Below are 25,328 nucleotides of genomic sequence, written 5' to 3'. Positions count from 1 at the left end.
TTCAATGTTTGATTTTCAGGTTAATACCTAGGTAAACACTCCTGGCCGGAGCGGGTTGAAAATATCTTTGTCCGAAAGCATTCAGGTCATTGCCCAAACTGTAGTCTTCATTGAACAAGTTATCTACCCCTGCAAAAAACTCGTAATCTGCCCTGGCAGTTCCCATCTGATACCCCAGTCTCAGCTGGAACAATTCATAAGCATCCGCATAAACCGTATTCTCATCATTAAGAGGAATTTCGTCTACATACTGAAAGGTCAGGTTGGCATAAAAGCTGGAGTTCAGGGCCAAATCAGTCATAATGCTCACAACATTTGGAGCAGTTCCCGGAAGAGCCTTGCCACTTAGGTCATCTCCACCATCTACATAATTACTGAATTCAAAGTGATGGTAAGTATAGGATAGTCGTGTAAGAAGTTTAGAGAAACGCAAGGATTCAGCACCCAGCCAATCCCAGGCCAGTGCCGCTTCCAGTCCCTGCTGATCGATCTGCCCTGAATTTCTGAAGAGCACAACCCCTTGATTGTTGGTTTCGGTAGTGATAGACTCATCCAGCTTGAAGGTGAACAAAGCCAGGTCATAGGAAAGGCGGCTTTTCACAAAAGCACCTCTCAGGTTCAATTCATAGTTCACTCCTATTTCAGGTTGCAGGGCCGAGTTAATCGTTCCCTCATTGGTTCTGATTTCTGTGCTGGTAGGTGGTGAGTAACCATGAGAAACTGATAAATGTGTGCTGAAAGAAGGGCTCCATACCTTACTCAAAGCTATTCTCGGGCTAAACACCCTGTCGAACTCCTGTACTACACGGCCGGGCGTATTATTGATTTTATCTTCCAGTCGATTGATGTCATATTGAATGTGGTTGAGGCTGGCTCCTAAAGTGAGTTTAAGACCATCAGCCAGATTCAGCTTGGCATCAGCAAACCAAAACGAAAGGTCATTCACCAGTTTATCCGAAAAGCGAATGGTGTCCGCCTCGCCAGCTACATTGCCAAAGTTCTTTCCTTTGAAGTTGGCTCTTTGCAATTCGTGGCCATAGGTAATGGAAGCGTTTCTGCCAAACAGTTCAAAGTCGTTCTCCAGTTGAAATCTCAGCCCGACACCATTTTCCTCATCGCGCTTATAATCCAGATTAAATGGGTTCTCGAAGTGACGGGTGTAGAAATAAGCATTGATATCGCTTCTGAAAGTGGAAGAAAACTCATGCTCCTGTCCCCCTCTTACCAGGAAATACTGGTGGTCTATTGAGGCATTGAAGTCTTCACTACCCGGCCGGGCCTGTCTGCGGTTCGCAGCCAACTGTGTAGGATTAAGTCCTCCCGGAATCTCATAGAACAAATCGGAATACAATAAGGAGACCGAATAGGTAGTCGAAGCTTTCGGAAAATACAGCATATCTATTTCTCCTGTATGGCGCTGCATTTCGTTATGGTCGCGATATCCGTCAGATTGCTGATAAGCATATTTAGCTGTAACGCTGGTCTTTTCACCCAGCCAGTTCGATTGTACCTGACTGCGGAAATTGCCATGGGAACCGCCTAGTAAACCTATGGAAGTGGCATTGGAAAGCTGAGACAGGTTGGTGCTTTTTAGTTTCATTACCCCACCATTACCTGCTCCATAAGCACTACCGGCCGGGCCTTTAATAATTTCCATCTCTCCCACATTGGCTAAATCCAACAGGTTGAGAAAAGTATTACCTCCGGGCTCAGTGAATGGAATGCCATTCCAATAAACTTTTACATTTCTTACGCCAAAGGGCGAACGAATTGAGCTGCCCCTGATTGACACCCGATAGCTGGACCCTGCTCTTTCTTCAAAACGTACACCGGGAATAGTATTTACTGCTGACACCAACGACAGCTGATCGAATCGTTTCAAGTCGGCAGGCTCAAGCCTGGCGATACTCCCGGCCAGGTTCGAAAGCTTTTCATCGTCAGCAAAACCCTCCACCACGACATCATTTAACTGACCGACCTGAGGCTGAAGTACCACTCTCTGATTCTGACCTGGTTTCACCCAAATGGCTTTAGATAAAAAACTAACGTGCTGTACATAGAGCTGCTGTGCTTCATTCAGATCAAGGGTAGCCTGGCCCATAGCATCTGTCACCCATGTCCTTCCTGACTCACTACTGATTGTAGCTGATTCTACAGGCTTCAATGCCTGATCTGTCACCGTCACCACCTGGGCAGAGATCGTCAGACTTAGGGTAATTCCCGTAAAAATGAAAAGCAATCTAAACATGCAGCGCAATATTACTTGTTAAATTGAGGCCTGAAAGCAAATAATAAAACTACTATTGAAAGCCGTTAAAGTTTTTGATTCACGGGAAAGCCTGGAAAAAGTTTTCGAGAAACAGTCCATCAGGAGACTGAGGGTGGGCGATACCCGGTTTTGCCTGGCTCAACACAATGGTGAATACTTTGCCTTTGAATTGCTTTGTCCGCATCAAAACCATCCATTAGACGAAGGCCATATCACAGACTTCAAAGAGTTAATTTGTCCGCTTCATGAATATAGGTTCGCACTTCAAAGTGGAAAAGAATCAGGCAGCAGATGTCGCGACCTCAAGACTTATCAGGTAGAAATTAATGAAGAGGGAGTTTTCATTTACCTGCATTAAGGCCTTTTCCAATTCAATTCAAATGTATATTTTTCCACTTCGTGGCAAACGCATCTTACATTCTGACACCTACTGAGCCTAAAAACAGGCATGCCTCAATAGATATTCTAAGGGGTGTTGCCGTATTGGGAATGGTGTTTATGACTATCCAGGCATTTGCCATGCCCATGGCCGCCTACATTAATCCAACCGTTTACGAAAACCTGACCAACAATGACCTCTATGTCTGGATTGTAAGTCATGTATTTACCGATGGTAAATTCGAAGCCATTTTCGTGATGCTCTTTGGGGCGAGTATGGTAATGCTTTCTCAAAAGGCCCGAAAGGAACACCTGAGGTCCAGTGACCTGCAGAATAAACGGCTTATCTACCTGGGTGTCTTCGGAATTCTCCATGCCTATCTGCTTTGGTATGGCGATGTGCTGCTGAGCCTTGCCATTACAGGGCTGCTGATGTTTATTTTCAGGAGGAAGAAATCTTCTACCCAAATAAGAGCGGCAGTCATCTTTCTGATTATTGGCTCGGCCATTAGCCTGGTGTTGGGATATTCTGTACCTGTTTGGGAGCCGGGTGAATATGAGGCCAACCGAACCGAAATCTGGCAACCGGATGCTACAGACATTTCCGAGGAAATAGACTACTATACCAGCCCGTGGGAGAGACAGATTCTTTACCGTGCCCCGCAGGCATTCGATAACCAAACCTCACAGTTTGTCTTTCAACGATTCTGGAAATATGCCGGCATGATGTTGATCGGTATGGCCCTATACCGCAGAAAGGCTTTCAAAGCCAAGCAGTCTAATCGTTTCTACCTCAAAATGGTAGGCTATGGCTTGGGACTGGGCTTACCCCTGGTAGCAGTAGGTACTATGCTCAACTTTAATTTTGAGTGGGACTTCAGGTTAAGCTATTTCTTCCTTTCACAACTCAATTACTGGGGAAGCATATTAATGGCCTTAGGTTACATAGGCATTGTGATGCTCTTCTGTAAATCATCGACCCGAAGTTTTCTGGCTAAGAGGCTGGCTGAAGTGGGCCGTATGGCCCTGAGCAATTACATACTCATTTCTCTGATCTGCTCCTTTGTTTTCTATGGGCAGGGACTGGCGCTATTCGGAGATGTAGACCGTTCTTTACAGGCAGTATTTGTCCTTGGTATCTGGGTGTTTATTACCAGTGTTTCAGCCATATGGCTGTCCTACTTCAAATACGGCCCGTTTGAATGGTTGTGGAGAACCCTCACCTATGGCAAGCTACAGTCTATGGCTAAAGACTAGCCATTGTAGTGCCCTGCATCGATCAGCTCATTTTCATCATTTGACCGAACTGCAAAGTTGAAACCCTGGTGAATGGCGTATGCACCATATTCCCCTTGTTTGTTCAATGCCAGGAATCCAACCTGAAGGTTTTTGTAGTTATTCGGGTACTTCTTCACAATTCTATTTACCGCCTGCTCACAGGCTTCCTGAGGTGAATAACCCTGGCGCATGAGCTCCACAATCATATGCGACCCGCATATCTTAATCACAAACTCACCCAGGCCGGTAGCGGTAGCCGCTCCAATTTCATTATCGACAAATAAGCCTGCTCCAATGATCGGAGAATCTCCCACACGACCATGCATCTTCCAGGCCGCACCACTGGTAGTACAAGCCCCCGAGAGGTTACCGTCCTCATCTAAGGCTACCATACCAATGGTATCGTGGTTTTCGATATTAATGACCGGGCTGTAGTCCTGATTTTCAAGCCATTTCTTCCAGGCCGCTTCAGACTTTTCGGTTAACAGGTTTTCCTCTTTAAATCCCTGATCGACAGCAAAACGTCTGGCACCTTCACCCACTAACATCACATGAGGGGTTTCTTCCATCACTTTTCTGGCTACTGAAACAGGATGCATAAAGTTTTGAAGGAAGGCCACTGAGCCACAGTTGTCATTTTCATCCATGATACAGGCATCCAAAGTCACATTGCCATCGCGATCAGGAAATCCGCCAATACCCACAGTAGCATTATCAGGATCGGCCTCTGTTACCATTACGCCTTTTTCCACAGCATCGAGCGCCCTGCCTTTTTTACTCAATACCTCCCAGGCCGCTGCATTGGCTTCCATACCGTGATTCCAGGTAGAAATTACAATGGGTTTGGTAGGTGCTTTTTGAGGAGCACATGAGATACTTGAGAGTGAAGCGGTGCTTACTGCCAGACCACTGAAGATGGTCGACTTTAAAAACTTACGTCTGTCTGCCATGAGAAAAATTTTTTTCAATTTATCAAAAACCCCTCTACCCCGCCTACCAATTATCAAAGCATTTTATTTTTTAGAGCATGTGGTTAACTTCCGCCATGAAGAATTTTTTGACTACTATACTCGCCTTGTGCCTGTTCATTGGTTGTACAACCAAACCAGCAAAGGTTATTGAGCCGGCCATTGTTCCGGAACCCCAAAGCATGACGGTTGAGATGAACAAACACTATGCGCTCAACGGAATGCCAGCGCTGATGGCTGACAATGAAACAGCCAGCCAGCCCATGAGTTTCCTCAATGACTTTTTGAAAACGGCCGGATGGAGTTCACACATCGCCAAAGAGGGTAGTGCAGAAATACACTTCGAAGCAAAAGCCGGCATGGCAGAAGAGGCCTATGAATTAAGCGTGAATGCCACAGGGGTACATATTCGTGCCAGTCATGAAAGCGGGTTTTTCTATGGTGTACAGTCACTGATTCAAATGCTGCCTCCGGGTAAGCAGATTGCCAACCTTCCCTACCTGGAAATTCAGGATGAACCACGCTTCCAGTGGAGAGGACTTCACCTGGATGTTGGTCGTCATTTCTTCCCTCCCGATTTCATCAAGAAATACATCGACCTGATGGCTTTCTATAAGTTCAATACTTTTCACTGGCACCTCACTGAAGATCAGGGGTGGAGAATTGAGATTAAACAGTATCCCAAGCTGACGGAAATCGGAAGCCAAAGGAAAGAAACTATTCTGGAAAAGAACTTCGACCCTTATGTGGGTGATGGCCAGCCTTATGGTGGTTTCTATACCCAGGAAGAAGTGAAAGAGATTGTAGCTTACGCACAGGAAAGACAGGTGACCATTGTTCCTGAAATTGAAATGCCTGGTCACTCACTGGCTGCTCTGGCGGCCTACCCTGAATTAGGTTGTGCTCCAGGCCCTTATGAGGTCGGAACAGTCTGGGGTGTTTATGACGATATCTACTGCCCAAGTGAACTGACCTTCGAGTTTTTGGAAAATGTGCTGACGGAGGTAATGGCTCTTTTCCCAAGTAAGTACATCCACGTTGGTGGAGATGAAGCTCCTAAGACGGCCTGGAAAAAGAGTAAAGTAGCACAGGAAGTAATCAGAAGGGAGGGTTTAAAGGATGAGTTTGAACTGCAAAGCTATTTTATTCAGCGTATAGAAAAATTTCTAAACGCCAATGGCCGCCAGCTGATTGGCTGGGATGAAATTCTCGAAGGAGGCCTGGCTCCGGGTGCTGCGGTAATGTCATGGAGAGGCGAAGCAGGAGGCATAGAAGCTGCAGAAGCAGAGCATTATGTGGTTATGACTCCGAATGGTGACATGTACTTCGATCATTATCAGGCCGATCCTGAAAATGAGCCTTTGGCTATTGGTGGCTTCACTACGGTTGAAAGTGTTTATCACTACGAGCCAATTCCTCAAAACCTGGATGAAGCACATCACCAATACATTCTGGGAGCACAGGCCAATGTATGGACGGAGTATATGAAAACATCAGACCATGTAGAATATATGGTCTATCCCCGTGCCGTGGCCCTGGCAGAAACGGTTTGGTCTAACCCTGAGAATAAGGACTGGGACAAATTTCAGAAGAAACTCAAGTATCAGTATAAGCTACTCGATGCCCGAGATGTCAACTATCATGTAGCTGCTCCTGCGGGACTAAGACAGGGACTTACTCTGGAGAATGAAATGCAAATTGAGCTTTCCACCCCTTATGATGGTGCTGAAATCTATTACACGGAAGATGGTAGTGAGCCAACCGCCAACTCTACTTTGTACAAGACCCCAATCCGGATTAACATTGCTGAAAAGCCAGTAGAAATCAAGGCGGTTACCATTACGGCTACAGGAAAGAGCAGTCCGGTGGTAAGCGGAACCTATCAAAAGGCTGAACTATTAGAATCAGTGAAGCCATTGAAAATGGATGCAGGACTTAGCGTAAGGCTGATCGAAGGCAACTTCAATAGTGTGAGAAGAATTGGCGGCAGACCAAACCGCACCTATGTTGCTGAAAGCATTGTGCTACCACAGGAACAACCCGATCAGTTCGGGCTGATTATGCAAGGCTTTATCAACGTGCCTACTGATGGTATTTATACTTTCTATACCTCCTCAGACGATGGTAGTACACTCTCTATCGGCAATGAGATGATCGTAAACAACGATGGGCTGCATGGTGCTCAAGAGCGGATGGGTGAGGTAGCCCTTAAAGCAGGTTCTCACCCTTTACTCATCCGATACTTTGAAGCCGGAGGTGGAGAAGGGCTGAAGGCTTATATCTCTGGCCCCGGAATAGAGAAGCAGGAAATCCCGGCCAGTATGCTCGGCCATTAAGATAAGTCATTGGCAGGGTGGAAATAACCGTCCTGCTAATGACATCCTTAAGGTAACCTCTCCTCATTTATTCAGTATTAAAGGGTATTGTTATGAAAAACTTGAGCATCACCCTACTCCTGGTATTATCATTCCCCCTCTTCAGTCAAGAGCCTGTCGGTACCATCCCATTTGAAATTCAAAACGGTCACATCTATGTACAAGTCTCTATCGATGGAAGTCGGCCGTTAAGCATGGCCTTCGACACAGGGGCCAGAGCTAACCTGCTCCATGAAGATGTAGCCTCTCAACTCGATTTTGCGATTACCGGCAGTCAGCAGGTAAGTGGCGCTTCGGGCATGACTCAAATACAAGCCTCTGCCAATCATGAGATTGGTTTGGGAGAACTAAAAGCCAGAGGTGAAGCCTTTTTGCTAATGAACCTCGACCATTTGGGTGATGAGGAACATCCACTCGATGGGGTGATTGGCGGAACTCTGCTGGACAGATATATCACCGAAATTAATTTCGATGCTTCTGAAATACGTTTCTACAACAAGTCCGACTTTGAGCTGCCAAAGGATTTTCAATCCATAGAGTTTTCCCTCCGCCCCTTCAGAATACCAGTTATTACCGGTCAGCTGAACCTGGCCAATGGCATGAAGCTACAGGGGCCTTATCTGATCGATACCGGTGCAGCGCTGTCTTTGCGTATCAACAGTCCGCTGGTCAGACAGGAAGCTTTGGAGCAGCAAGTGCTCCCCAACTATCCTTATACCACCAATGCCCTGAGCTCTGCCTCCACCGATTATGTTGGCCGACTTCCCGGGTTTGAATTACTGGGACATGAGTTTCAGGGTTTTCCTATCCGCATGGCTACCGGCAAGGGCGGGGTGAGTGGAAGCACCAGTGTGAATGGTATTATCGGCCTGGAAATACTCAAACGCTTCAACCTGATTTTCGACTATGCCGATCAGGTGATGTATTACCAACCCAGCCAGCTTTATGATGCAGCCTTTAGAGAAAACTTTAGCGGACTTAAACTCATTCCGGTAGATGGCATGCTGGAAATTGAGGCCATAGTAGAAAATTCACCTGCTTCAGAAGCCGGGTTACTGGTAGGCGACAAAATAAAAACAGTAGACGGACAGCGTAATTTTTCTCGCACCACCTTTTCGGATTATGTTCACCCTTTGCGAAAAGATGTTAAACTTGAGGTGATTAGGGAAGACAAGACTATTTTAGTCAGTCTAAAACCCCGAAAAATCATCTGATGAAAGCGCTCTTCAAAAACCTCCTGCTACTCACTGCCTTAGCAACCCTCACTTTTTTATCCTGCGACAGCCGCACGGAGGATGAAAAATGGCAGGCAGAGATTCGCTATTTCTTTATGCAGCACAATGATGATTATCGATCGTATGAGCCGGTGAGCTTTCAGAAAATAGACCTCGCCTACCTGGAAAGTCAGGAACCCATTCAAAAGGCATTACTGGTGTTGCAGGACACCACTAAAATGAGAGTGAAAGAATTGCAGCTGGCCAGGCTCTTTGAAACTGCAGACGAGGTGATGCCCTTTGCCCAGAAGTTTTCTATCGATCAGATTGACGACTATATCAAAATTAAGGCCTCGGTTGAAGGCGCTTTAAAACGAAAGGGCAATGAGGCTTCAGAAGCCTATCAGCAAGCCCTGAGGCAAGAGGAAAATGCGCTAAACCTGCTGAGCGATGTACTCAGTCATTTTAACCTCTCCATCTACAGCATTGACTTCGCTAATGATCCGGTGATCTACTTCCACGAATACCTGCTGGACTATATGCCCCGTTCTGCGGTTTTTGAACTGAATAGAGAAAGTGCCGAAGTAATTTCCTTTAGGGAGGTTAGTTGATCAGAAATCGGAAAACAGAAATCAGTCCTTCCCGATTTCCGATTAACCGATAACTATTAACTTGTACATTTAAGCACAACTGCCTCGTTACAAACCTATGCGTCTACTAGCCAACATAATCTGGATCGTCTTCGGTGGATGGATGATCGCTCTGGAATACATCTGTGGTGGTATAGTGCTTTGCATGACCATTGTGGGAATTCCTTTTGGCATTCAGTGCTTTAAGCTGGCGATTCTGGGTTTTGCTCCTTTTGGTCAGGAAATCAGACCGGGTTCAGCCACGGGTGGCTGTCTCTTGCTCCCCCTCAATATCATCTGGATTATCTTTGGCGGATTCTGGATCTTCCTCACTCACCTGCTCTGGGGGTTATTCTTCTGCATTACTATTATCGGTATTCCCTTTGGTTTTCAGCACTTTAAGCTGGCTGGACTGGCCTTTGCTCCGTTTGGGAGGGGTGTTTAAACGAAGTCCTTCCATTGATTTTGACTTGCTTTTAAGTCTTCAAGAAATGAGTTTAAAAACAAGATAGATGAGTTTAAAATGCCTTTATCTTCTTTTATATCAAACAGAAGGCTCTGATACCTTCCAACAAAATGATGATTCTTATTTTCATTGTATTCACATTTCAAATCATTGCAAAACGCCTTTATTTCATCCACTGACTTTTTTGAAGGTTTTCTTAATCCAAATTCAGCAAATACTTCAGGTAAATTATCCCCCCATCGAGCGCGAAAGCCAATAACAAAGTAAGAATCACCCAAGTACTTTTTGTCTCCATAAAACCTCTCCGCCCTCAAAGCGGTTGCTCTAGATGCTTTTTGCTTAAACTTTGCTCCGAATTCCTTCGTAAATCCTCCACCTGTTTGATCCAGAACCTCATCCATTTTTGAAATAGTTTGGTGGATTGTTGAAAGAGCATTGAGGTCATTCAAGTTAAAATCTTTGGTTTCCATTCCTTCTTCAATTAAATATTTCAGTAGTTCATTTAGTAATTCTGATCGGTCTATATTCTTTAACAAATCAATAACCTGATACCACCGAATATGGATTAACCGATTCCCTTTGTCCTCATAGTATTTCGTGAGAAAGACCAACTGAACATGTTTAACCTTTTTCTCCCCTAAAATCCTATGATAACTGTCCAATTGACCTTCTCCCTCCCCACTTTCAACCTTGCATTCTATCAATACATGACAATCATTACTGAGATGCAATTCCAGGTCAGGCCTACCTTGCTTATATACTACTTGGGTACTTACCAAAAACTCTTCAGGTATGTATGACTTTAATTGGCCGATTAGACCAATAAAACCAACTCTAAATTCTTCATTTATTTCTAGGGCATAGGCCAGCAACTCTATGAGGAAATTTTCCTTGGCATTTTTTCCTTCCCGCTCTCTGTATGTATATAGCCTGTTAAAAAGAGAGGTCTTCATCATTCTAGTTTACAAAAGCCATCCCCATTTCCGCCAATTGATAGAAGTGTTGAAAAACAACTTCCGTCTTCTCACTGAAAATAGATCGATCATATGATTCCGGGAGGTTGGCATCCAAGACACGCTGTATCTCGCTCTTTACCTTTTCTCTCGATTTTTTGTCACGGTGCCATTCTAAAACCAATATTCTGGCCTTGGCATCATAGAGTCTTTCCAACAGTTGTCTGGCAGCCAACTTCACCCGTTTCTTCTCTTCTTTCGTGAGTTTGGGTTTTTTAAGAAGATCGAAGAGTTCTAGTTCAGTTTCTGACATACCTTCTTTTGCAGCCCTGCCTTCTTCCTCTGACAAGGTTTCCATCTGACTAGTGAGCTGTTCATAGGCTTCTTCAATGGTGAGAGAACCTGTATTGTATTCTTCGATTATCTCTTCAAAACGCTCCAGAAAGCCTCCCCTGGTTTTGTTTTGCCTGAGCATTTGCTGAAGCTTTAGGGCCATGAATTGTTTCAGGTCCTCAAATTCGGTGTGTTTGTATGGTTTACTTTTAAATTCTGCCCGAAGCTTCTCAAAATCAAACTTGCTCAGGTCAATCAGCTTAGAGGTTTCAAATACCCATTCCGGTTCCTGCAAATCACCCATGCTGAGTACGCTGGTATCAAGAAGATCAGAGACCCGCTTTTTGGCCCTCTCCAGATTTTCATCATTTCCGACACTTCTGTCGACCAGCTTCTTGAGATACTCTACTATATCTTTCCATTTCTTTACCAGCGGGTAATCGTAGATTTCCGGTTTAGCAGAATCGTAAAGTGAAATGATGGTATTGGCATATAACTGAAATTGTTTTTTGACCTGATCATTGATCAGCAATCTGTTAGTGTACAAATCAAAAAGCTCAATGCCTTTAAACCCTTTGTCACCTAAATCGATAATGGCTTGTAAGTTCACCTGATGTTGAAGGCAATAGGACTGCGTTTCTTCAATAGCGGCATTTAACAAGTCGAGAAGTTCTTCGAACTCCTTAACCGGAAATTCCTCTTCCGTTTTTTCTTCTCGTCCTTTTGAGCCTTCTGCATAGACAGAAAGTGCCTTTTTGAGGTTTCGGAATACACCAAAGTAATCGACCACCAAACCATTCCTTTTGGCCTCAAACACCCTGTTTGCCCTGGCAATGGTCTGCATGAGGGTGTGGTCTTGCATGGGCTTATCCAGATAAAGGGTTGATACAGCCGGTGCGTCAAATCCGGTAAGCCACATGGACGTCACAAATACAATTCTCAGCGGGTGATTTTCATCCTTAAAGTAGTCTTCCACATTCTTACCTTCCTCATCCGGCTCATCTAGTCTCTTTCTATGAGGAGTAATATCCAAACCTTCTTTTCTGAACTTCTCTGCTTCCTCCTTATCGCTTCCCTCCTGGCTAATGACTACCGCCATGTCTGTTTCTTCAATGAATCTGAGCGCTCGGGTATGCCTTTCTTTTAACTCGGCATCTGAAGTTGAGGCGATCAGTCTGCGGAGCTCCTTGCGTTTTTCAAGCAATTCATGCTTCACTTTGTCGTACATGCGAACAGCCGTAAACTTATCGATAGAAATAACCATGGCCTTCATGGGCTTTCTTTCCTTGCGCTCATTTTCTACATCGAGGCGATAGGGGAAATGGTTGACAATGTGACGGGCTATTTCATTGAGGCGATCATCTCTTTTGACCACTTCCAAGAGGGTGGAGTATTCCTGATTAAGCCGTCTTATCTGTTCCTCTGTAAGATTTTCTTCTTCGAGGATTTCGGCAGCATCACCAACCAGGTCTTCATTGACCTGCTTTACGCTGGGTACATTCTTTTTATAGAAAAGGGGCACCGTAGCTCCATCTTCAATACTCTGAGCAAAGTTGTACTCCGATACATAAGGCCCAAACCAGTTCTCCGTGAGCTTATTTCTCAAAAGTGGTGTACCTGTAAAAGCTATGTATTGCGCATTGGGTAAGGCAATGCGCATATTGTCTGCCAGTGATTTGTACTGGGTGCGGTGCGCTTCGTCAATGATCACTATCCAGTCATTTCTATCGGTGATCTTAGGGTAGGTCTTCCCCTTTTCAATCCCAAACTTGAAAATCATGGAGAACACATAGTTCCGGTTAGAGTTGAGGTATTCCGCCAGTTGTTTTCTACCCGAAGTTTTCCCTTCACCTGGTCTATAGTAATTATCGTTTTGGGCTTTGGTAACTACTATGGTTTCGGTTTCTACAAAGTTTCGGTAAATCTGATCGTCCAGGTCTTTCCGGTCGGTGACGATTAGAAATGACCAGTTGCCGGCAATCCTTCTGTTGATTTTCCGGGTGAAGAATATCATAGAGTAAGACTTACCCGAACCTTGCGTGTGCCAGAAAACACCCAGCTTTCCCAGATTACCTTCTCTGTTGAGAAAGGCTCTTACCGCATTATTGACGCCTAAAAACTGATGGTTTTTGGCAATGATCTTGACCTTGTTTTTATGATAGAGTACAAAGTTTTCCAGATAATCGAGTAAGGCCTCTTTATTGCAAAGTCCTTCTGAAAAACGCTGTAAGGTGAGCCTCTTTTGGCTATGCTCACTTTCCTTTTCCAGTTCTAAGCGGGAAGGCTGGTGGTTGTCTTCCGCATTATCTTTTAGCTTGGCCCAGGCAAAGAAATGTTCCCATTCGGCATTGAAGCTGCCTACTTTGGTTTCAATGCCATTGGAAATACAGACAAAGAGGTTGTACCAAAATAGTTGAGGAATATCCCGCCTGTAGTCTTTTAGATTTTTATCGAAACCCACTCTGGTTTTTTCGGTGGCATTCTTGAGTTCTATCATGACCAATGGCAGGCCGTTAATGAACAAAAGCAAATCGGGTCTGCGGGTAATGCCCTCTACCTGCAGGTATTCTATGGAAAATTGAGAAACCACCAGAAACTGATTGTTTTCAGGCGCTTTAAAATCAATCACCTGTACATAGCCATCTTGTCTTCTACCTTCGGCATTGTTGTAAGTAACAGGAACTCCTTCTTTAATGAGCTGGTATACTTCCTTATTGGCCATAAGCGGAGAAAGGGAGGCCCTGCTTTTGGAAAGTTCTTCAATGGCATGTGCTATGCACTCTTGCGGAAGGTTGGGGTTGAGCTTTTTGAGCTGGAGCTCCAGTTTTTCGCGGAGCACTACCTCTTTCAATGTATCTCGGCCGAGCAGTTGTTTTTCCCAGGCATCTATATGCTCATAACCCAGCACTAATTCAAAAAACTGGATATCTGCCTGCTCTATGTGTGTTTCATTGATAAAGGCCATATCCGAGTAATTTAAACAGTTTTTTGCATTTTGTTAGCGATAATCTGCTGTTGGCTCAGCCGCTTTCAGAACTTGCTCTTCTACCTCCTCTATGTTTTCCAATAAATGCTCTACACTTAGTTTACCGCTAATCAGGCGTGGGAGTAGTAGGTCTCGGGTTTTCTTCAGGGTTTCATTTTTTGCACCCAAGACTTGAATTTCTGATAAAGTAGGTTCTATTACTTGATCAAATTTGCCTGTTACTTCCTCTGAAGGGGTTAGTATCTTTTGAAAGTTTATAAAGTCTTCAAACTGATAATTACTGATTCCGGTAGACTGAACCTGAAAAGTCATTATTTCACCTGTAGCATAGAGTTTTTGGAGCGTACTGTAGAGATAAAACGGTGAGACTTTGTCCAAATTTGCTCTAATGAGTTTACAGAAGCTTGCACAAATTACAGGATGATCAAATCTAGTTAAAACCTGTTTCGAAACGAATGCTGATCTACCTAGTGATTGGCTTTCCGTTCCCCCTGAAACTTCGAAAATTATATCTCCATGCCGAAGTCTTCGTGTCTTCAGGTTTGATTTCTTATGATATCTGAGGACATCATAATTCAGGTTGCCAACCTTGAATTCAGGTATATCCGTCCCTCTAACAACATAAGCAGGTTCTGAGAAATTGGAGCTTCTAGATTCTTCTCCCCAACCTCCACCAATGTAGAACTCCAGGCACTCTCTAATTGGAAGGTAATTCCACCCCTCCGGCTTACCATCCACTATTTTGGTATTTTGGTAACCGGGAAAGCGCAGGCGCACAAACCATTCTTTATAAATCTCTTCGGCCATTTGTTCCAGCAGCTTAATGCGCTGGTTATTGTTTTCAATCAGCTCGTCATAGGCAGAAAGTATTGAGGCAATTTTTTTCTGGGTGGGGAGAGGGGGATATTTCACTTGTATCTTCTCACAGTCTCCTATTCTTAAATGCTCAACTGTAGATCCTGAGCCCATCGCTAATATTTGACCTTGCATAAAGGGTGCTTGAAAAGCGTAGTAAAGGAATAGCTGATCAAGTTTTTCAGGGTTTGCTCTATACTGAATAAGTCGCTGTCCCAAAAAAATGTCCTCATCAGACCTAAGCAGTCCAACTTCACCTAAAGGTGCTTCTCTCGTAAGAATAATGTCATTACGCCTTGGCTTTGATCTGCGGGTCCATTTCTTAAAAGTCTCTTTAGTAACATATCTGACTTCCTCCAAATTCACTCGTCCCTTCTTGACGTTAGTAGTTCTAATCATTTTAAAGGGAGTTTCAAATTCTACTACTGGCGCAGTTTTGTTGATACAGTCAACTATTTCTGAGCAGACTTCATTAATACTGTCCGTTCGCCACACTTCATCCATTCAGCAGTTCCTCCAGATTATGTTCTATCGACTCCTCCAAATGTTTTGCACTTTTGTTCAATGCCTTTAGCAATTCAGAATCCCTCTTAATGATTTCTTGAAACTCTTTCTCACTAATTTTTTCACTTTCAAACACTACCCCAACATACCTGCCAGCATTAAGCGAATAATCTTGTTCTTCAGCATATTCCGCTTTGGTAGCTACTTTACAAAGGCCGGTCATATCGCGGTACTGGGCATCGGGAAATTTATCTTGTAACCAATGGACCTGCTCATACCAATAATTGAGTAGCTCTATGGTCAGTAGGGTTTCTTTTTCCTGTTGTTCCAGGCTTTTGGTAGCTCTGTTTAAAAAGAGCTCTGTCCAGCTCTTGTCATTCTTTTGCTTCAGTTGCTTGTCGGCAACAGCCAGTATTTCAGCCAGTATTTTTTGTGCAGCCTGTACATTTTGGCAAGCCAGGTTTAGTCTGTCCAGGCAGGTTTTCAGGGCCTGAGCAGCTGCTTTCTGTAAATCATTCTCGGCTTTAGTAGTTTTGGCTTTTTCCCATTCGTTAATGCCAACGTCATTATGGGTACGGGCGAGGCTAAGCACCTGAGTAAGTTTGGCGTTAAAGCCGGCCTCTAGCAGATTTTTCTTTTTGGCCTTAGTAAGCTTTTCTACAGTTAGATCATAGTATTTCCGCAGGTTCTCGGCAGTATTTAGTGTCAGCTCTTCAAAAGCCTTAATGGCCTTAGGCACCTTGCTAATCTCATTTTCTGCTTCAGTCAGATAAGATTGGATGAGTTCCAGGTACCTGTTTTGTTCTCCTCGGTAAAGCCTTACAATAGCTGCCAGATTATGCACCTGTTCATCGGTCCACTCCCTGTGCGCACGGTCTATTTGGTTGTAAACATTTCGGGCGTCTAAGAATAGAATGCTTTCCTTATGTCGCAGTGCAGGGTTTTTGTCTTCCTTTTCAGGAGCAGCTATCTCACCCTTGGCTTTATCGAAAAACCACAGGGTAGCGGGCAGCGTAACGGTGTTAAACATATTGGAAGGCATGGAAACCATACAGTCTACAATGCCACTATCTACAACTCTTTTACGGATCTCATATTCAGAGCCCCGGGCATCACTGGCCGAGTTGGCCATGACAAAACCCGCTCTTCCTTTTTCATTCAATGAAGTGGCAAAAAGGCTTACCCAGAGATAATTGGCATCTGAGATTTTATCTTGCTTGTTGCCTTTGTTAATAGGCAAGCCATTTTCGTTGAAGCGCTTGTCCTTTTCTACCGTGGTTTTCTTAACGCTCTTTACATTGAATGGCGGATTGGCCATCACAAAGTCATAGCGGCCATAGCTTCCAAACTGATCGGTTTCATAGGAGTTTACTTCGGCAATTTCTCCCCTGATGTTATTGACCATCAGGTTCATTTTAGCCAGGCGAACGGTTTCACCCATAAACTCCTGGCCCTCTACCCAAATTTCGTCCAGGCTATGATTTTCATGTTGCGCAAATTTGGCAGACTGAACAAACATTCCACCTGAGCCACAAGCCGGATCGAATATTTTCCCTTTGTATGGCTCAATGGTTTCAACAATGAATTTTACTACAGAAGTAGGTGTGTAGAACTCGCCTCCTTTCTGCCCTTCGGAAAGAGAAAACTTGCCCAGAAAATACTCATAGATTTTTCCGAATATATCTCCGGAAGCATCCTTTGGAATATCTGCAAAAGTTCGAAGCAACTGGGGCAGAATATCGTCCTTTTTCTTCTCAATATCGAAGTAGGCATCTTTGGGTAAAACATCCTGGAACTGAGCATCCTGCGTCTCTTCTATCGCGGACATGGCTGTCTTTAGCATTTCAGCTCTTTTATTGCCTTCCAGTTCTAACAGGTATTTATAACGGGAGTGGGCCGGAAGAAAGAACCCGCATTTCTCAATGGCTATTTCTGCTCTTGACCTGGCCGCTCTACTCCCTTTCTGTGCTTCGAACTCCTTTTCGATAGCTTCCTCATAATCGGAGTAGCGATTGTCAGCAAACCGAAGGAAAATCAAACCCAAAACAGGTACAGCATAATCTGAAGCTTTAATGCCTCCATAGGCTCTTAAGGAATTAGCTGACGCCCAAAGGTCGTCTTCCAGCTTTTTGAGTTGTTCGTTGGTCATGAGGGTTCAAAAATATAACCAATCAGACCGATATTCATGCAATAATTAGAGTTTATTCAAAGTGACAGTTCATTTAAATAATCTATTTATATTAGATGAAATAGTAGTATTTCAACTAATTGTTAATCAATAGACACTTAGCTTTTTGAATAGTCAACCTGTTTTAATATTAACTTTTAAGTGAATTATATTTGAAAATAAACTTATAAGTGAATACTTTCGTTGTTCAAATGTGGGATGATGAGGGCAGTATGTGTAATTTCTATACTGTGCGTTGGGATGATTCTGACATTAGTGAAACGGATAAGTTTTATGAGAAATTCATTCAAGATGAAAAACACACAGAAGCTCTAGATCAATTGACAAGTTTGATCTTGAACAAAATAGGAAATGACTATGGTGCTATTGACGAACTATTCAATAGAAATGAGAATGAGGTTTCCGCATTACCCCCTAAAGGAAAAATCCATTTTGATGAACTGACTCTACTATATTACCCTCAATTTCCATTGAGGCTCTTCGCTCTTAGAATTACTGAAGAAATAGTTGTCCTCTTTAACGGAGGAATCAAAGATGCAGCAACGAACCAGAAGAGTTCGTTAAGTATGCAATGGAGAGAAGCTCTATTGTTCGCTAAGAAGATAATTGAAGGAATATTAGACGGAACTATCATTGTGAACCATAAAGAAGCCAAACTAGAATACTTTAATGGTAGCGATGAAATAATATTATAAGGCTATGAGAAGTGAATATGCAAAAAGAGTACTGGCCAGAACTTCAGAAGATACACATAGGTTTGTAGACAAGTACACCGATCTCATTGTATTGATCAAGCAGGTCATGAAGGAGAAAAAAATGACTCAAAAATCATTGGCCGAGCAATTGGGGAAGAAGCCTTCGGAAATTAATAAATGGCTCAGCGGTAAGCATAACCTTACATTAAAATCTATTTGTAAGCTCGAAGTTGTGTTAGATACAACACTACTTTTGGTGCCAAAAAAACTTCTTTATGCTGGTGAAAAAAAGAAGAAAATATCTCATTTGACCAGCACACCAAAATACGATCTAAATGTGGGTTTGGATTCGCTTAAATATGTCAAGCCCAAAGTTTCTAAAGCAAAAGAGAATGTCGAAGAAAGACGCGCAGCATAAACTCGATCCAACGAAAATAGAGATACGGGATTTTCAAATTCTGGAAGGATCAATTCAAAGCCCTTTCGAGTTTGACATAAGTAAGGTCAAAGATCATGAGTTTTCTTCTGGCCTGAACGTGGGCTTTGCTTTAGATCATAAGCTTATTAAAACAGATTTTTCTATTAGCGTTGCGACAGATTCTAATGGCGAGAATGAAAAGGAAGCTGAAGGTAAGTTCGTATTCACCTTCATTTTTCAAGTTGATAACTTAGATGAATTGACAGAAGTAGATGAAAATCAAGAGGTCACAATGGATTATGGTTTAGCCAATGCTATATCATCAATAACATACTCAACCTCTCGCGGTATCCTTATGACCCGCTTTCAGGGAACTGCTTTGCGAAGCTTTATTCTTCCAGTTATAGACCCCAATGAACTGTTATAATAAAAGCCAACCCATTAACTGAGTTGGCTTGAGTTTTAACTATCCCTCCGGCTTTAAGGGGAGGACATCACTGCTCTTAGTTGCTTAATGCCAGAGTTGGGACATTCCCGCCTTCACGGGAATGACGTGCAACCTGCCTTCTTCTACCCGAAGAAATAAGGAAACTTGCCTTTGGCGATCATAGTATCGGCTACTTGTCTGCGGAGTTCTTTGACGTTTACCAGATCCATTTTGGTGAATCGCTTCAGACCCATCAGCATCACTTTCTGCTCATCACCTTTCGTGAACGAACCAATCGCTTCCTTGGCAGCTGCGTTGATTTTCTCCACGGCCTGAGACATATAAATCTGCGTCATGGCGATGTAATCTTTGCAAGCATCCTCGCCTCTTTGGCTTACCAGCTTTTCTGTTCTCAGCATAGCTGATTCACAGGCGTAGATTTCTATGAGGATATCCGCCAGGTTCATCATTACTTCCTGCTCGTCTTCAATTTTGTCCTGCAAAGCCATGGCTGCTTTTCCACCTACCATCAGGAACACCTTTTTCAGGTTCTTGATCACTTCTTTCTCCCCTGCAAAAAGTACAGATTTGTCAATGGTGGAGAAAGTAGGTACTGAGGTCAGTTCTTTGGAAACAGCCATAGCTGGTCCGTAGATATCTACTTCCCCCTTCATGGCTCTTTTTAGTAACATACCTACCATCAGCATACGATTGATCTCGTTGGTACCCTCGTAGATTCTGGCAATACGGGCATCACGATAGGCTCTTTCCATTGGGGCATCGGCTGAGAAGCCCATACCTCCATATACCTGAACGCCTTCGTCTACCACATAGTCCAGTACTTCTGAGCTATGGATTTTAGCAATGGCGCATTCTATAGCGAATTGCTCGACACCTTTCAACTTGGCCTGGGCATCATCCATTCCATCGGCAATCAGGTCATTGATCTTGTCTTCAATGTTTTGTCCTGCACGATAATCGAGCGACTCGGTTACATAGGTTCTGGTGGCCATTTCTGCTAACTTACCCTTAATGGCTCCGAAGCTGGAAATAGATACACCAAACTGCTTGCGTTCATTGGCATAGTTAGTCGCCTGAGAGATCACGGTTCTACATCCTCCCAATACTCCGGCACCTAGTTTTACACGGCCAATGTTCAGGATATTTACTGCGATCTTAAACCCGTTGCCTCTTTCCGAAAGCATGTTTTCAGCCGGCACCTCGCAGTCGTTGAAGAACACCTGACGGGTAGATGAGCCTTTGATACCCATCTTTTTCTCTTCTTCATTCATGGTGATACCACCAAAGGTTTTCTCCACAATGAAAGCGGTCAGGTTTTTATCGTCTTCAATTTTCGCGAAGACAATGAAAAGGTCTGCAAATCCGGCATTGGAGATCCACATCTTCTGACCGGTGATTTTATAATGGCTGCCATCTGCAGAAAGAACTGCTTTGGTTTTACCACTATTGGCATCAGACCCGGCATCGGGTTCAGTCAGGCAGTAGCAGGCAGCCCACTCACCTGTGGCCAGTTTTGGCAGGTATTTCTGTTTCTGCTCCTCCGTACCATAGTAAAGAATCGGTAAAGTACCGATACCGGTGTGAGCACCATAAGTAGTAGAGAATGAACCTGCTGCACCAATAATATCGGCCATCAACATAGAGGTATTGAAACTCATGCCCATGCCGCCATATTCTTCGGGAACAGAGATTCCTAAAAGACCCAACTCACCGGCTTTCTTGAAAATATTCGGAACGAGGTCCGGATCTTTCATGGAGTCAATTTCATTGGCCTTAGGAGTAATCTCCGTGTCGATAAAGTCCTGGCACGCCTGTGCCATCATTTTTTGCTCTTCAGAAAATTCTTCAGGAATAAATACTTCCTGAGCTTCTGTTTCTCTGACGATGAATTCACCGCCTTTAATTGATTTAGTTTCTGCTACGGATGACATATTGCAAAGTATTTTAGTACATAGTATTGAGTATTGAGACAGACCTGCCTAACGAATAGATTTCTTTAGGCTATAAATCATCCTCTGTAAAGAGAGATAAGCTGTTTCCAATTCCTCAAATGTTTGATCATTTATAAAATTCAATTTGTTCGCGATAATGAGTTGAGTGTCCAATTCACAGGTGGAGCCATAAGCTATACCGAGGAATTGATTGAACTCACCATCTGTATTTCGTCCGGCACCTTCCGCAATATTAGAAGCGACAGAAACTGCGCTCCTTCTTATTTGAGAGGTCAACCCAAACTTTTCTTCTGGAGGCAGTGAGTTTGTCTGTTTGTATACCTGAACAGCAAAGTCTACTGACTTCTGCCAAACCTTCAATTCTCTGTAGTTATGCATAATGTTTATTTTCTGATGAATCGGTCTCAATACTGGTTACCCAATACTCAAGACTAATTCAAGAACTCATAAATCCCTGCGACTCCCTGGCCACCGCCCACACAAGCGGTTACCATACCATATTTAGACTTGCGTCTTCTCATTTCATTGAAAAGCTGAACAGAGAGTTTTGCTCCTGAACATCCCAGCGGGTGACCCAAAGCAATAGCGCCTCCATTGACATTTAGCTTTTCTCTGTCAAAATCCAGCTCTTTGATCACCGCGAGTGACTGAGCGGCAAAAGCTTCATTGAGTTCAATCAAATCGAGGTCTGACTGTTTCAATCCTGCTTGCTTCAATGCCTTTGGCACTGCTTCTACCGGACCAATTCCCATAATTCTTGGATGAACACCCATGGCTGTATAAGTGACCATTCGGGCAATCGGCTCCAGTTTCAACTCCTTGACCATTTTCTCAGACATCACCATGACAAAAGAGGCTCCGTCAGAAACGGGAGAAGAGTTACCTGCCGTTACTTGTCCGCCTTGAGCGAATACAGGCCTCAGTCCAGCGAGTACATCAAGGGATGTATCTGCTCTTGGTCCTTCGTCTTTATCAACTGTGTAAGATTTCTCGGCCATTTTGCCTGAGGCATCTACAAATTTCTCTGTGACTTTAATCGGCACGATCTCATCATCGAAGAGGCCTGCTTCCTGAGCTTTGATAGCCTTTTGGTGCGACTCCAATGCGAACTGATCGGCTTCTTCTCTGGTGATATTGAATTCCTTGGCCACCTGCTCTGCCGTAAGTCCCATATTCAAATAATAGTCCTTATGCTCGGTAGCGAGTTTGTAGTTCAGAGCCGTTTTGTAACCCATAATTGGCACCATGCTCATAGACTCAGTACCACCGGCAATAATGCAGTCGGCTGTACCGGCATGAATTCGGGCAGAAGCCAAAGCAATGGCCTCCAGACCAGAGCCGCAGTAGCGGTTCACAATCATTCCAGGAACACCGATCGGCAAAGAAAGCAATGAGATCATTCGACCCATTTGCATGCCTTGCTCAGCTTCCGGAACTGCATTTCCAACAATCAGGTCATCGACCCTTGTTGGATCGAATCCTTCGATTTTGGAAACCAAATGTTTAATTACATCAGCAGCCATATCGTCTGGACGTACGCTTTTTAAAACACTGCGCTTTCCGCGTCCTACTGCTGTTCTATATCCTGCAACTATATAAGCATCCATATTTTTAGAGATTAGAGGTTAGATATTAGTACATTGACTATTGCTTACCTCGAAGTTTGTTTATCAATCCTGTTATCATTTTTTGAACTTCCCAGACCATTTCTAAGAAGAGGTCTAGTTTTTCTTGAGATACATATCCCAAGTCAAAAGACAGAAACAGCTGAGATTCCAATTCATGAGAGGAACCCATGCTAATGTCCAAGAATCTGGCAAAATCCACATCAGTTGATCTACCAGAACCTTCTGCAATATTTGATGGAATTGAGACAGCACAACTCTGCATTTGAGAACACAAATTGTATTTCTCTGTAGTAGGGTACTCTGCTGTTAGTATGTAAACCTCTTTCACCAAGAGTCTGCTTTTCTGCCAAACTTTCAATTCCCTAAAATTGTGCATGTCTATTATCTATCATCTAAATTCTAACATCTAGTTACGAAGCGGCTTACCCTTAAACAGGATTGAGTGAATCCGCTCAAGTGTCTTAGGCTCTGCCGTCAACTCAACAAACATTTGTCGCTCGAGGTCAAGTAGATATTGCTCTGAAACTTCCTGAGGAGTAGTTAAATCACCACCACACATAATCCAGGCTAGTTTCTTGGCAATCTTGGCATCGTGCTCAGAGATGTAGTTTCCAAGCAGCATTCCATTAATACCTGCTTCGAAATTGGCTAATCCCACTCTTCCGTGGACTTTAATATCCTTTCTCTCTACTGGCTCAGTATACCCTGCCTCATAAAGTTCTAGTACTTTGGCTTTGGCATCTGTGAGCAGACGTTTTCTATTCAGTGTTATTTCATCCTGAGGTCGTAAGATGTTCATCGCTCTGGCTTCCTCGGCTGAGGTAGCTACTTTTGCCGTGGCAATGTTCATAAAGGCCTCCTGCAATCTGTTCAGTTCAGGATCTCCTTCGGCCAGAGAGTCTGCTACCCTGAGGGTCAATTCCTTGGTACCCCCTCCTCCTGGAATCAATCCGACTCCTACCTCTACCAAACCGATGTAGGTTTCGGCATGAGCCTGAATGGCATCACAGTGTAGAGAGAGTTCGCATCCTCCTCCTAAGGCCAGACCTGACGGAGCAGCCACTACCGGAATAGATGAGAACTTTGCACGCTTCATGGTATTTTGGAATTGAGCCACCATAAGGTTGACTTCATCGAACTCCTGATCACCTGCGAACATAAAGAGCATGGCCAGGTTAGCACCAGCAGAGAAATTATCTCCTTCATTACCAATTACCAGTCCTTTATAGTCTTTCTCCGCCATAGAAATAGCGGTTTCAATACCTTCTATAATTTCCTGACCGATGGCATTCATCTTGGTATGGAACTCCAGGCAGAGTACCCCATCCCCAATGTCGAACAAAGACGATCCGGCATTACCCCAGACTTTGTGGGTTTCTCGAATATTCTCGAGGATCACTAAATCTTCCGTACCCGGAATGGTTTTGTAAGATTTAGATGGAATATCGTAATACTTCTTAATGCCATTCTCAATCAGGTAGAAGGAGTCATTTCCTGCCTCAAGCATTTCATAAACCCAGTCTGCCGGTTTAAGATCCATGGACTCCATTTGCTCTACCACCTTTTTAACCCCTAGTAAATCCCAGGTGTCGAAAGGACCCATCTTCCAGGCAAAGCCGGCACAAACAGCCTGATCTATTCTGTAGAGCTCATCTGAAATTTCAGGAATTCTAAAAGAGACATACTTGAAGGTGTCGAAGAAGGTTCTTCTGTAGAATTCGCCTGCTTTATCGTCAAAATTGACAAGCTGAACGATTCTCTTTTTGAGGTCTTCTTCTTCTTTCACTGCCTCAAGGGCTTTGAAGTTGGCTCTGGTTCTTGGGCCGTACTCGAAAGTTTTAAGGTCTAATTCCAGGATCTCACGATTTCCGTCTTTATCCTTTGTCTTCTTAAAGTATCCCTGACCTGACTTGTCGCCAAACCAACCTTTCTCATGTACTTCCTTAACAATGTTAGGAAGTTTGAAAGCTTCCTTGGATTCGTCATTTGGAAGTCCCTCATAGAGGTTATTGGCCACATTCACTGTAGTGTCCAGACCAACCACATCCATCGTTCTGAAAGTGGCCGACTTGGCTCTACCGATGATAGGACCTGTCATACGATCTACTTCACCCACCGTTAAACCCATATCTTCAATAGTATGCATGGCAGACATGATGGCATAAATGCCTATTCGGTTCGCAATGAAAGCTGGCGTGTCTTTACAAAGCACTGTTTCCTTGCCGAGGTAGAGGTCTCCATAGTGCATCAGGAAGTCGATGATCTCCGGATCTGTTTTTGGACCGGGAATAATTTCGAGTAACCTCAAATATCTAGGAGGATTGAAGAAGTGTGTTCCACAGAAATGCTTCTGGAAGTCTTCACTTCTACCTTCGCACATCATGTGCATTGGAATACCAGAGGTATTGGATGTAATTAAAGTACCAGGCTTTCTGTGTTGCTCAACCTGATCAAAGACAATTTTCTTAATGTCCAACCTTTCCACAACCACCTCAATGATCCAATCTACATCTTTGATTTTCGACATGTCGTCTTCGAAGTTTCCCGTGGAAATAAGGGAGGCAAACTTCTGGTCATAGATTGGTGAGGGCTTAGATTTGAGTGCGAATGCCAGTGCATCGTTTACAATTTTATTTCGGGCAGCCTTATCCTTTTTCTTTTCTTCAGGCAGGTCCCGGGGAACGATATCAAGCAATAGCACTTCAACACCAATATTCGCAAAATGACAGGCGATTCGGGAGCCCATTACTCCTGAACCCAGCACTGCAACTTTTTTAATGGCTCGTTTCAT

Annotated in this window: 20 protein-coding genes; 9 read left to right on the top strand and 11 right to left on the bottom strand. The window is 43.8% G+C overall.

Features of this window, described 5'->3' with window-relative positions:
- Window position 1: 1 nt before the first annotated feature.
- Window positions 2-2,248 carry a TonB-dependent receptor gene (locus ACOOEY_RS10855; protein ID WP_420384733.1) on the bottom strand — a complete coding sequence of 749 codons (2,247 nt, stop codon included), beginning with the start codon at window positions 2,246-2,248 and terminating at the stop codon, window positions 2-4.
- A 55-nt stretch (window positions 2,249-2,303) separates the two neighbouring features.
- Here ACOOEY_RS10855 and ACOOEY_RS10850 point away from each other — a divergent pair, with 55 nt between their 5' ends.
- Both ACOOEY_RS10850 and ACOOEY_RS10845 read left to right on the top strand, forming a co-directional pair.
- Window positions 2,304-2,627 (top strand): Rieske (2Fe-2S) protein, encoded by a 324-nt coding sequence (locus ACOOEY_RS10850; RefSeq protein WP_420384732.1) that lies wholly within the window; start codon window positions 2,304-2,306, stop codon window positions 2,625-2,627.
- Between the two features lie 41 nt (window positions 2,628-2,668).
- Entirely contained in the window at window positions 2,669-3,904 is a 1,236-nt protein-coding gene (locus ACOOEY_RS10845) for a DUF418 domain-containing protein (protein WP_420384731.1), read from the top strand.
- Here the strand turns inward: ACOOEY_RS10845 and ACOOEY_RS10840 are convergent.
- Window positions 3,901-4,875 (bottom strand): isoaspartyl peptidase/L-asparaginase family protein, encoded by a 975-nt coding sequence (locus tag ACOOEY_RS10840; protein WP_420384730.1) that lies wholly within the window; start codon window positions 4,873-4,875, stop codon window positions 3,901-3,903. The two genes, ACOOEY_RS10845 and ACOOEY_RS10840, sit on opposite strands and share 4 nt — an antisense overlap.
- 95 nt (window positions 4,876-4,970) lie before the next feature.
- Between ACOOEY_RS10840 and ACOOEY_RS10835 the strand changes: the two genes are divergently transcribed.
- From ACOOEY_RS10835 to ACOOEY_RS10820, 4 genes are all read left to right on the top strand, one after another.
- On the top strand, window positions 4,971-7,229 hold the full coding sequence (locus ACOOEY_RS10835) for a family 20 glycosylhydrolase (RefSeq protein WP_420384729.1): 2,259 nt from the start codon (window positions 4,971-4,973) through the stop codon (window positions 7,227-7,229).
- 92 nt (window positions 7,230-7,321) lie between these two features.
- The gene (locus tag ACOOEY_RS10830; protein ID WP_420384728.1) at window positions 7,322-8,482 is read left to right on the top strand and encodes an aspartyl protease family protein; all 1,161 of its coding nucleotides are present in this window, start codon (window positions 7,322-7,324) and stop codon (window positions 8,480-8,482) included.
- Complete coding sequence (locus ACOOEY_RS10825) at window positions 8,482-9,093, top strand: hypothetical protein (protein WP_420384727.1); 612 nt, start codon at window positions 8,482-8,484, stop codon at window positions 9,091-9,093. The genes ACOOEY_RS10830 and ACOOEY_RS10825 overlap by 1 nt, the downstream gene beginning before the upstream one ends.
- Before the next feature lie 97 nt (window positions 9,094-9,190).
- Window positions 9,191-9,556 carry a YccF domain-containing protein gene (locus ACOOEY_RS10820; RefSeq protein ID WP_420384726.1) on the top strand — a complete coding sequence of 122 codons (366 nt, stop codon included), beginning with the start codon at window positions 9,191-9,193 and terminating at the stop codon, window positions 9,554-9,556.
- Here the strand turns inward: ACOOEY_RS10820 and ACOOEY_RS10815 are convergent.
- From ACOOEY_RS10815 to ACOOEY_RS10800, 4 genes are all read right to left on the bottom strand, one after another.
- The gene (locus tag ACOOEY_RS10815) at window positions 9,553-10,533 is read right to left on the bottom strand and encodes a PD-(D/E)XK nuclease family protein (protein WP_420384725.1); all 981 of its coding nucleotides are present in this window, start codon (window positions 10,531-10,533) and stop codon (window positions 9,553-9,555) included. The two genes, ACOOEY_RS10820 and ACOOEY_RS10815, sit on opposite strands and share 4 nt — an antisense overlap.
- Before the next feature lies 1 nt (window position 10,534).
- Entirely contained in the window at window positions 10,535-13,828 is a 3,294-nt protein-coding gene (locus ACOOEY_RS10810) for a type I restriction endonuclease subunit R (protein WP_420384724.1), read from the bottom strand.
- Between the two features lie 33 nt (window positions 13,829-13,861).
- Window positions 13,862-15,103 carry a restriction endonuclease subunit S gene (locus tag ACOOEY_RS10805; protein WP_420384723.1) on the bottom strand — a complete coding sequence of 414 codons (1,242 nt, stop codon included), beginning with the start codon at window positions 15,101-15,103 and terminating at the stop codon, window positions 13,862-13,864.
- A 97-nt stretch (window positions 15,104-15,200) separates the two neighbouring features.
- A complete protein-coding gene (locus ACOOEY_RS10800) occupies window positions 15,201-17,357 on the bottom strand; it encodes a type I restriction-modification system subunit M (RefSeq protein WP_420384722.1) in 2,157 nt (718 codons plus the stop codon).
- Between the two features lie 209 nt (window positions 17,358-17,566).
- On the opposite strand from ACOOEY_RS10800, the gene ACOOEY_RS10795 reads away from it, so the two are divergent.
- The 3 genes from ACOOEY_RS10795 to ACOOEY_RS10785 are packed head-to-tail and all read left to right on the top strand — an operon-like array spanning window position 17,567 to window position 18,936.
- A complete protein-coding gene (locus ACOOEY_RS10795; protein ID WP_420384721.1) occupies window positions 17,567-18,091 on the top strand; it encodes a hypothetical protein in 525 nt (174 codons plus the stop codon).
- A gap of 4 nt (window positions 18,092-18,095) precedes the next feature.
- Window positions 18,096-18,509, top strand: a complete 414-nt coding sequence (locus ACOOEY_RS10790) for a helix-turn-helix domain-containing protein (RefSeq protein ID WP_420384720.1) — start codon at window positions 18,096-18,098, stop codon at window positions 18,507-18,509.
- The gene (locus ACOOEY_RS10785; protein WP_420384719.1) at window positions 18,484-18,936 is read left to right on the top strand and encodes a hypothetical protein; all 453 of its coding nucleotides are present in this window, start codon (window positions 18,484-18,486) and stop codon (window positions 18,934-18,936) included. The genes ACOOEY_RS10790 and ACOOEY_RS10785 overlap by 26 nt, the downstream gene beginning before the upstream one ends.
- Window positions 18,937-19,079: 143 nt before the next feature.
- Here the strand turns inward: ACOOEY_RS10785 and ACOOEY_RS10780 are convergent, their stop codons facing one another.
- The 5 genes from ACOOEY_RS10780 to ACOOEY_RS10760 are packed head-to-tail and all read right to left on the bottom strand — an operon-like array spanning window position 19,080 to window position 25,328.
- Window positions 19,080-20,888: an acyl-CoA dehydrogenase family protein gene (locus tag ACOOEY_RS10780; RefSeq protein ID WP_420384718.1), complete on the bottom strand. Its 1,809-nt coding sequence runs from the start codon at window positions 20,886-20,888 to the stop codon at window positions 19,080-19,082.
- Between the two features lie 48 nt (window positions 20,889-20,936).
- The gene (locus ACOOEY_RS10775; RefSeq protein WP_420384717.1) at window positions 20,937-21,287 is read right to left on the bottom strand and encodes a four helix bundle protein; all 351 of its coding nucleotides are present in this window, start codon (window positions 21,285-21,287) and stop codon (window positions 20,937-20,939) included.
- Window positions 21,288-21,340: 53 nt separating this feature from the next.
- Window positions 21,341-22,516 (bottom strand): thiolase family protein, encoded by a 1,176-nt coding sequence (locus tag ACOOEY_RS10770; RefSeq protein WP_420384716.1) that lies wholly within the window; start codon window positions 22,514-22,516, stop codon window positions 21,341-21,343.
- 37 nt (window positions 22,517-22,553) lie between these two features.
- Window positions 22,554-22,913 carry a four helix bundle protein gene (locus tag ACOOEY_RS10765; protein ID WP_420384715.1) on the bottom strand — a complete coding sequence of 120 codons (360 nt, stop codon included), beginning with the start codon at window positions 22,911-22,913 and terminating at the stop codon, window positions 22,554-22,556.
- A 30-nt stretch (window positions 22,914-22,943) separates the two neighbouring features.
- Entirely contained in the window at window positions 22,944-25,328 is a 2,385-nt protein-coding gene (locus tag ACOOEY_RS10760; RefSeq protein ID WP_420384714.1) for a 3-hydroxyacyl-CoA dehydrogenase/enoyl-CoA hydratase family protein, read from the bottom strand.

The organism is Roseivirga sp. (assembly GCF_965216855.1).
Taxonomy (GTDB): domain Bacteria; phylum Bacteroidota; class Bacteroidia; order Cytophagales; family Cyclobacteriaceae; genus Roseivirga.
This window is presented reverse-complemented; position numbering and strand designations above follow the sequence as displayed.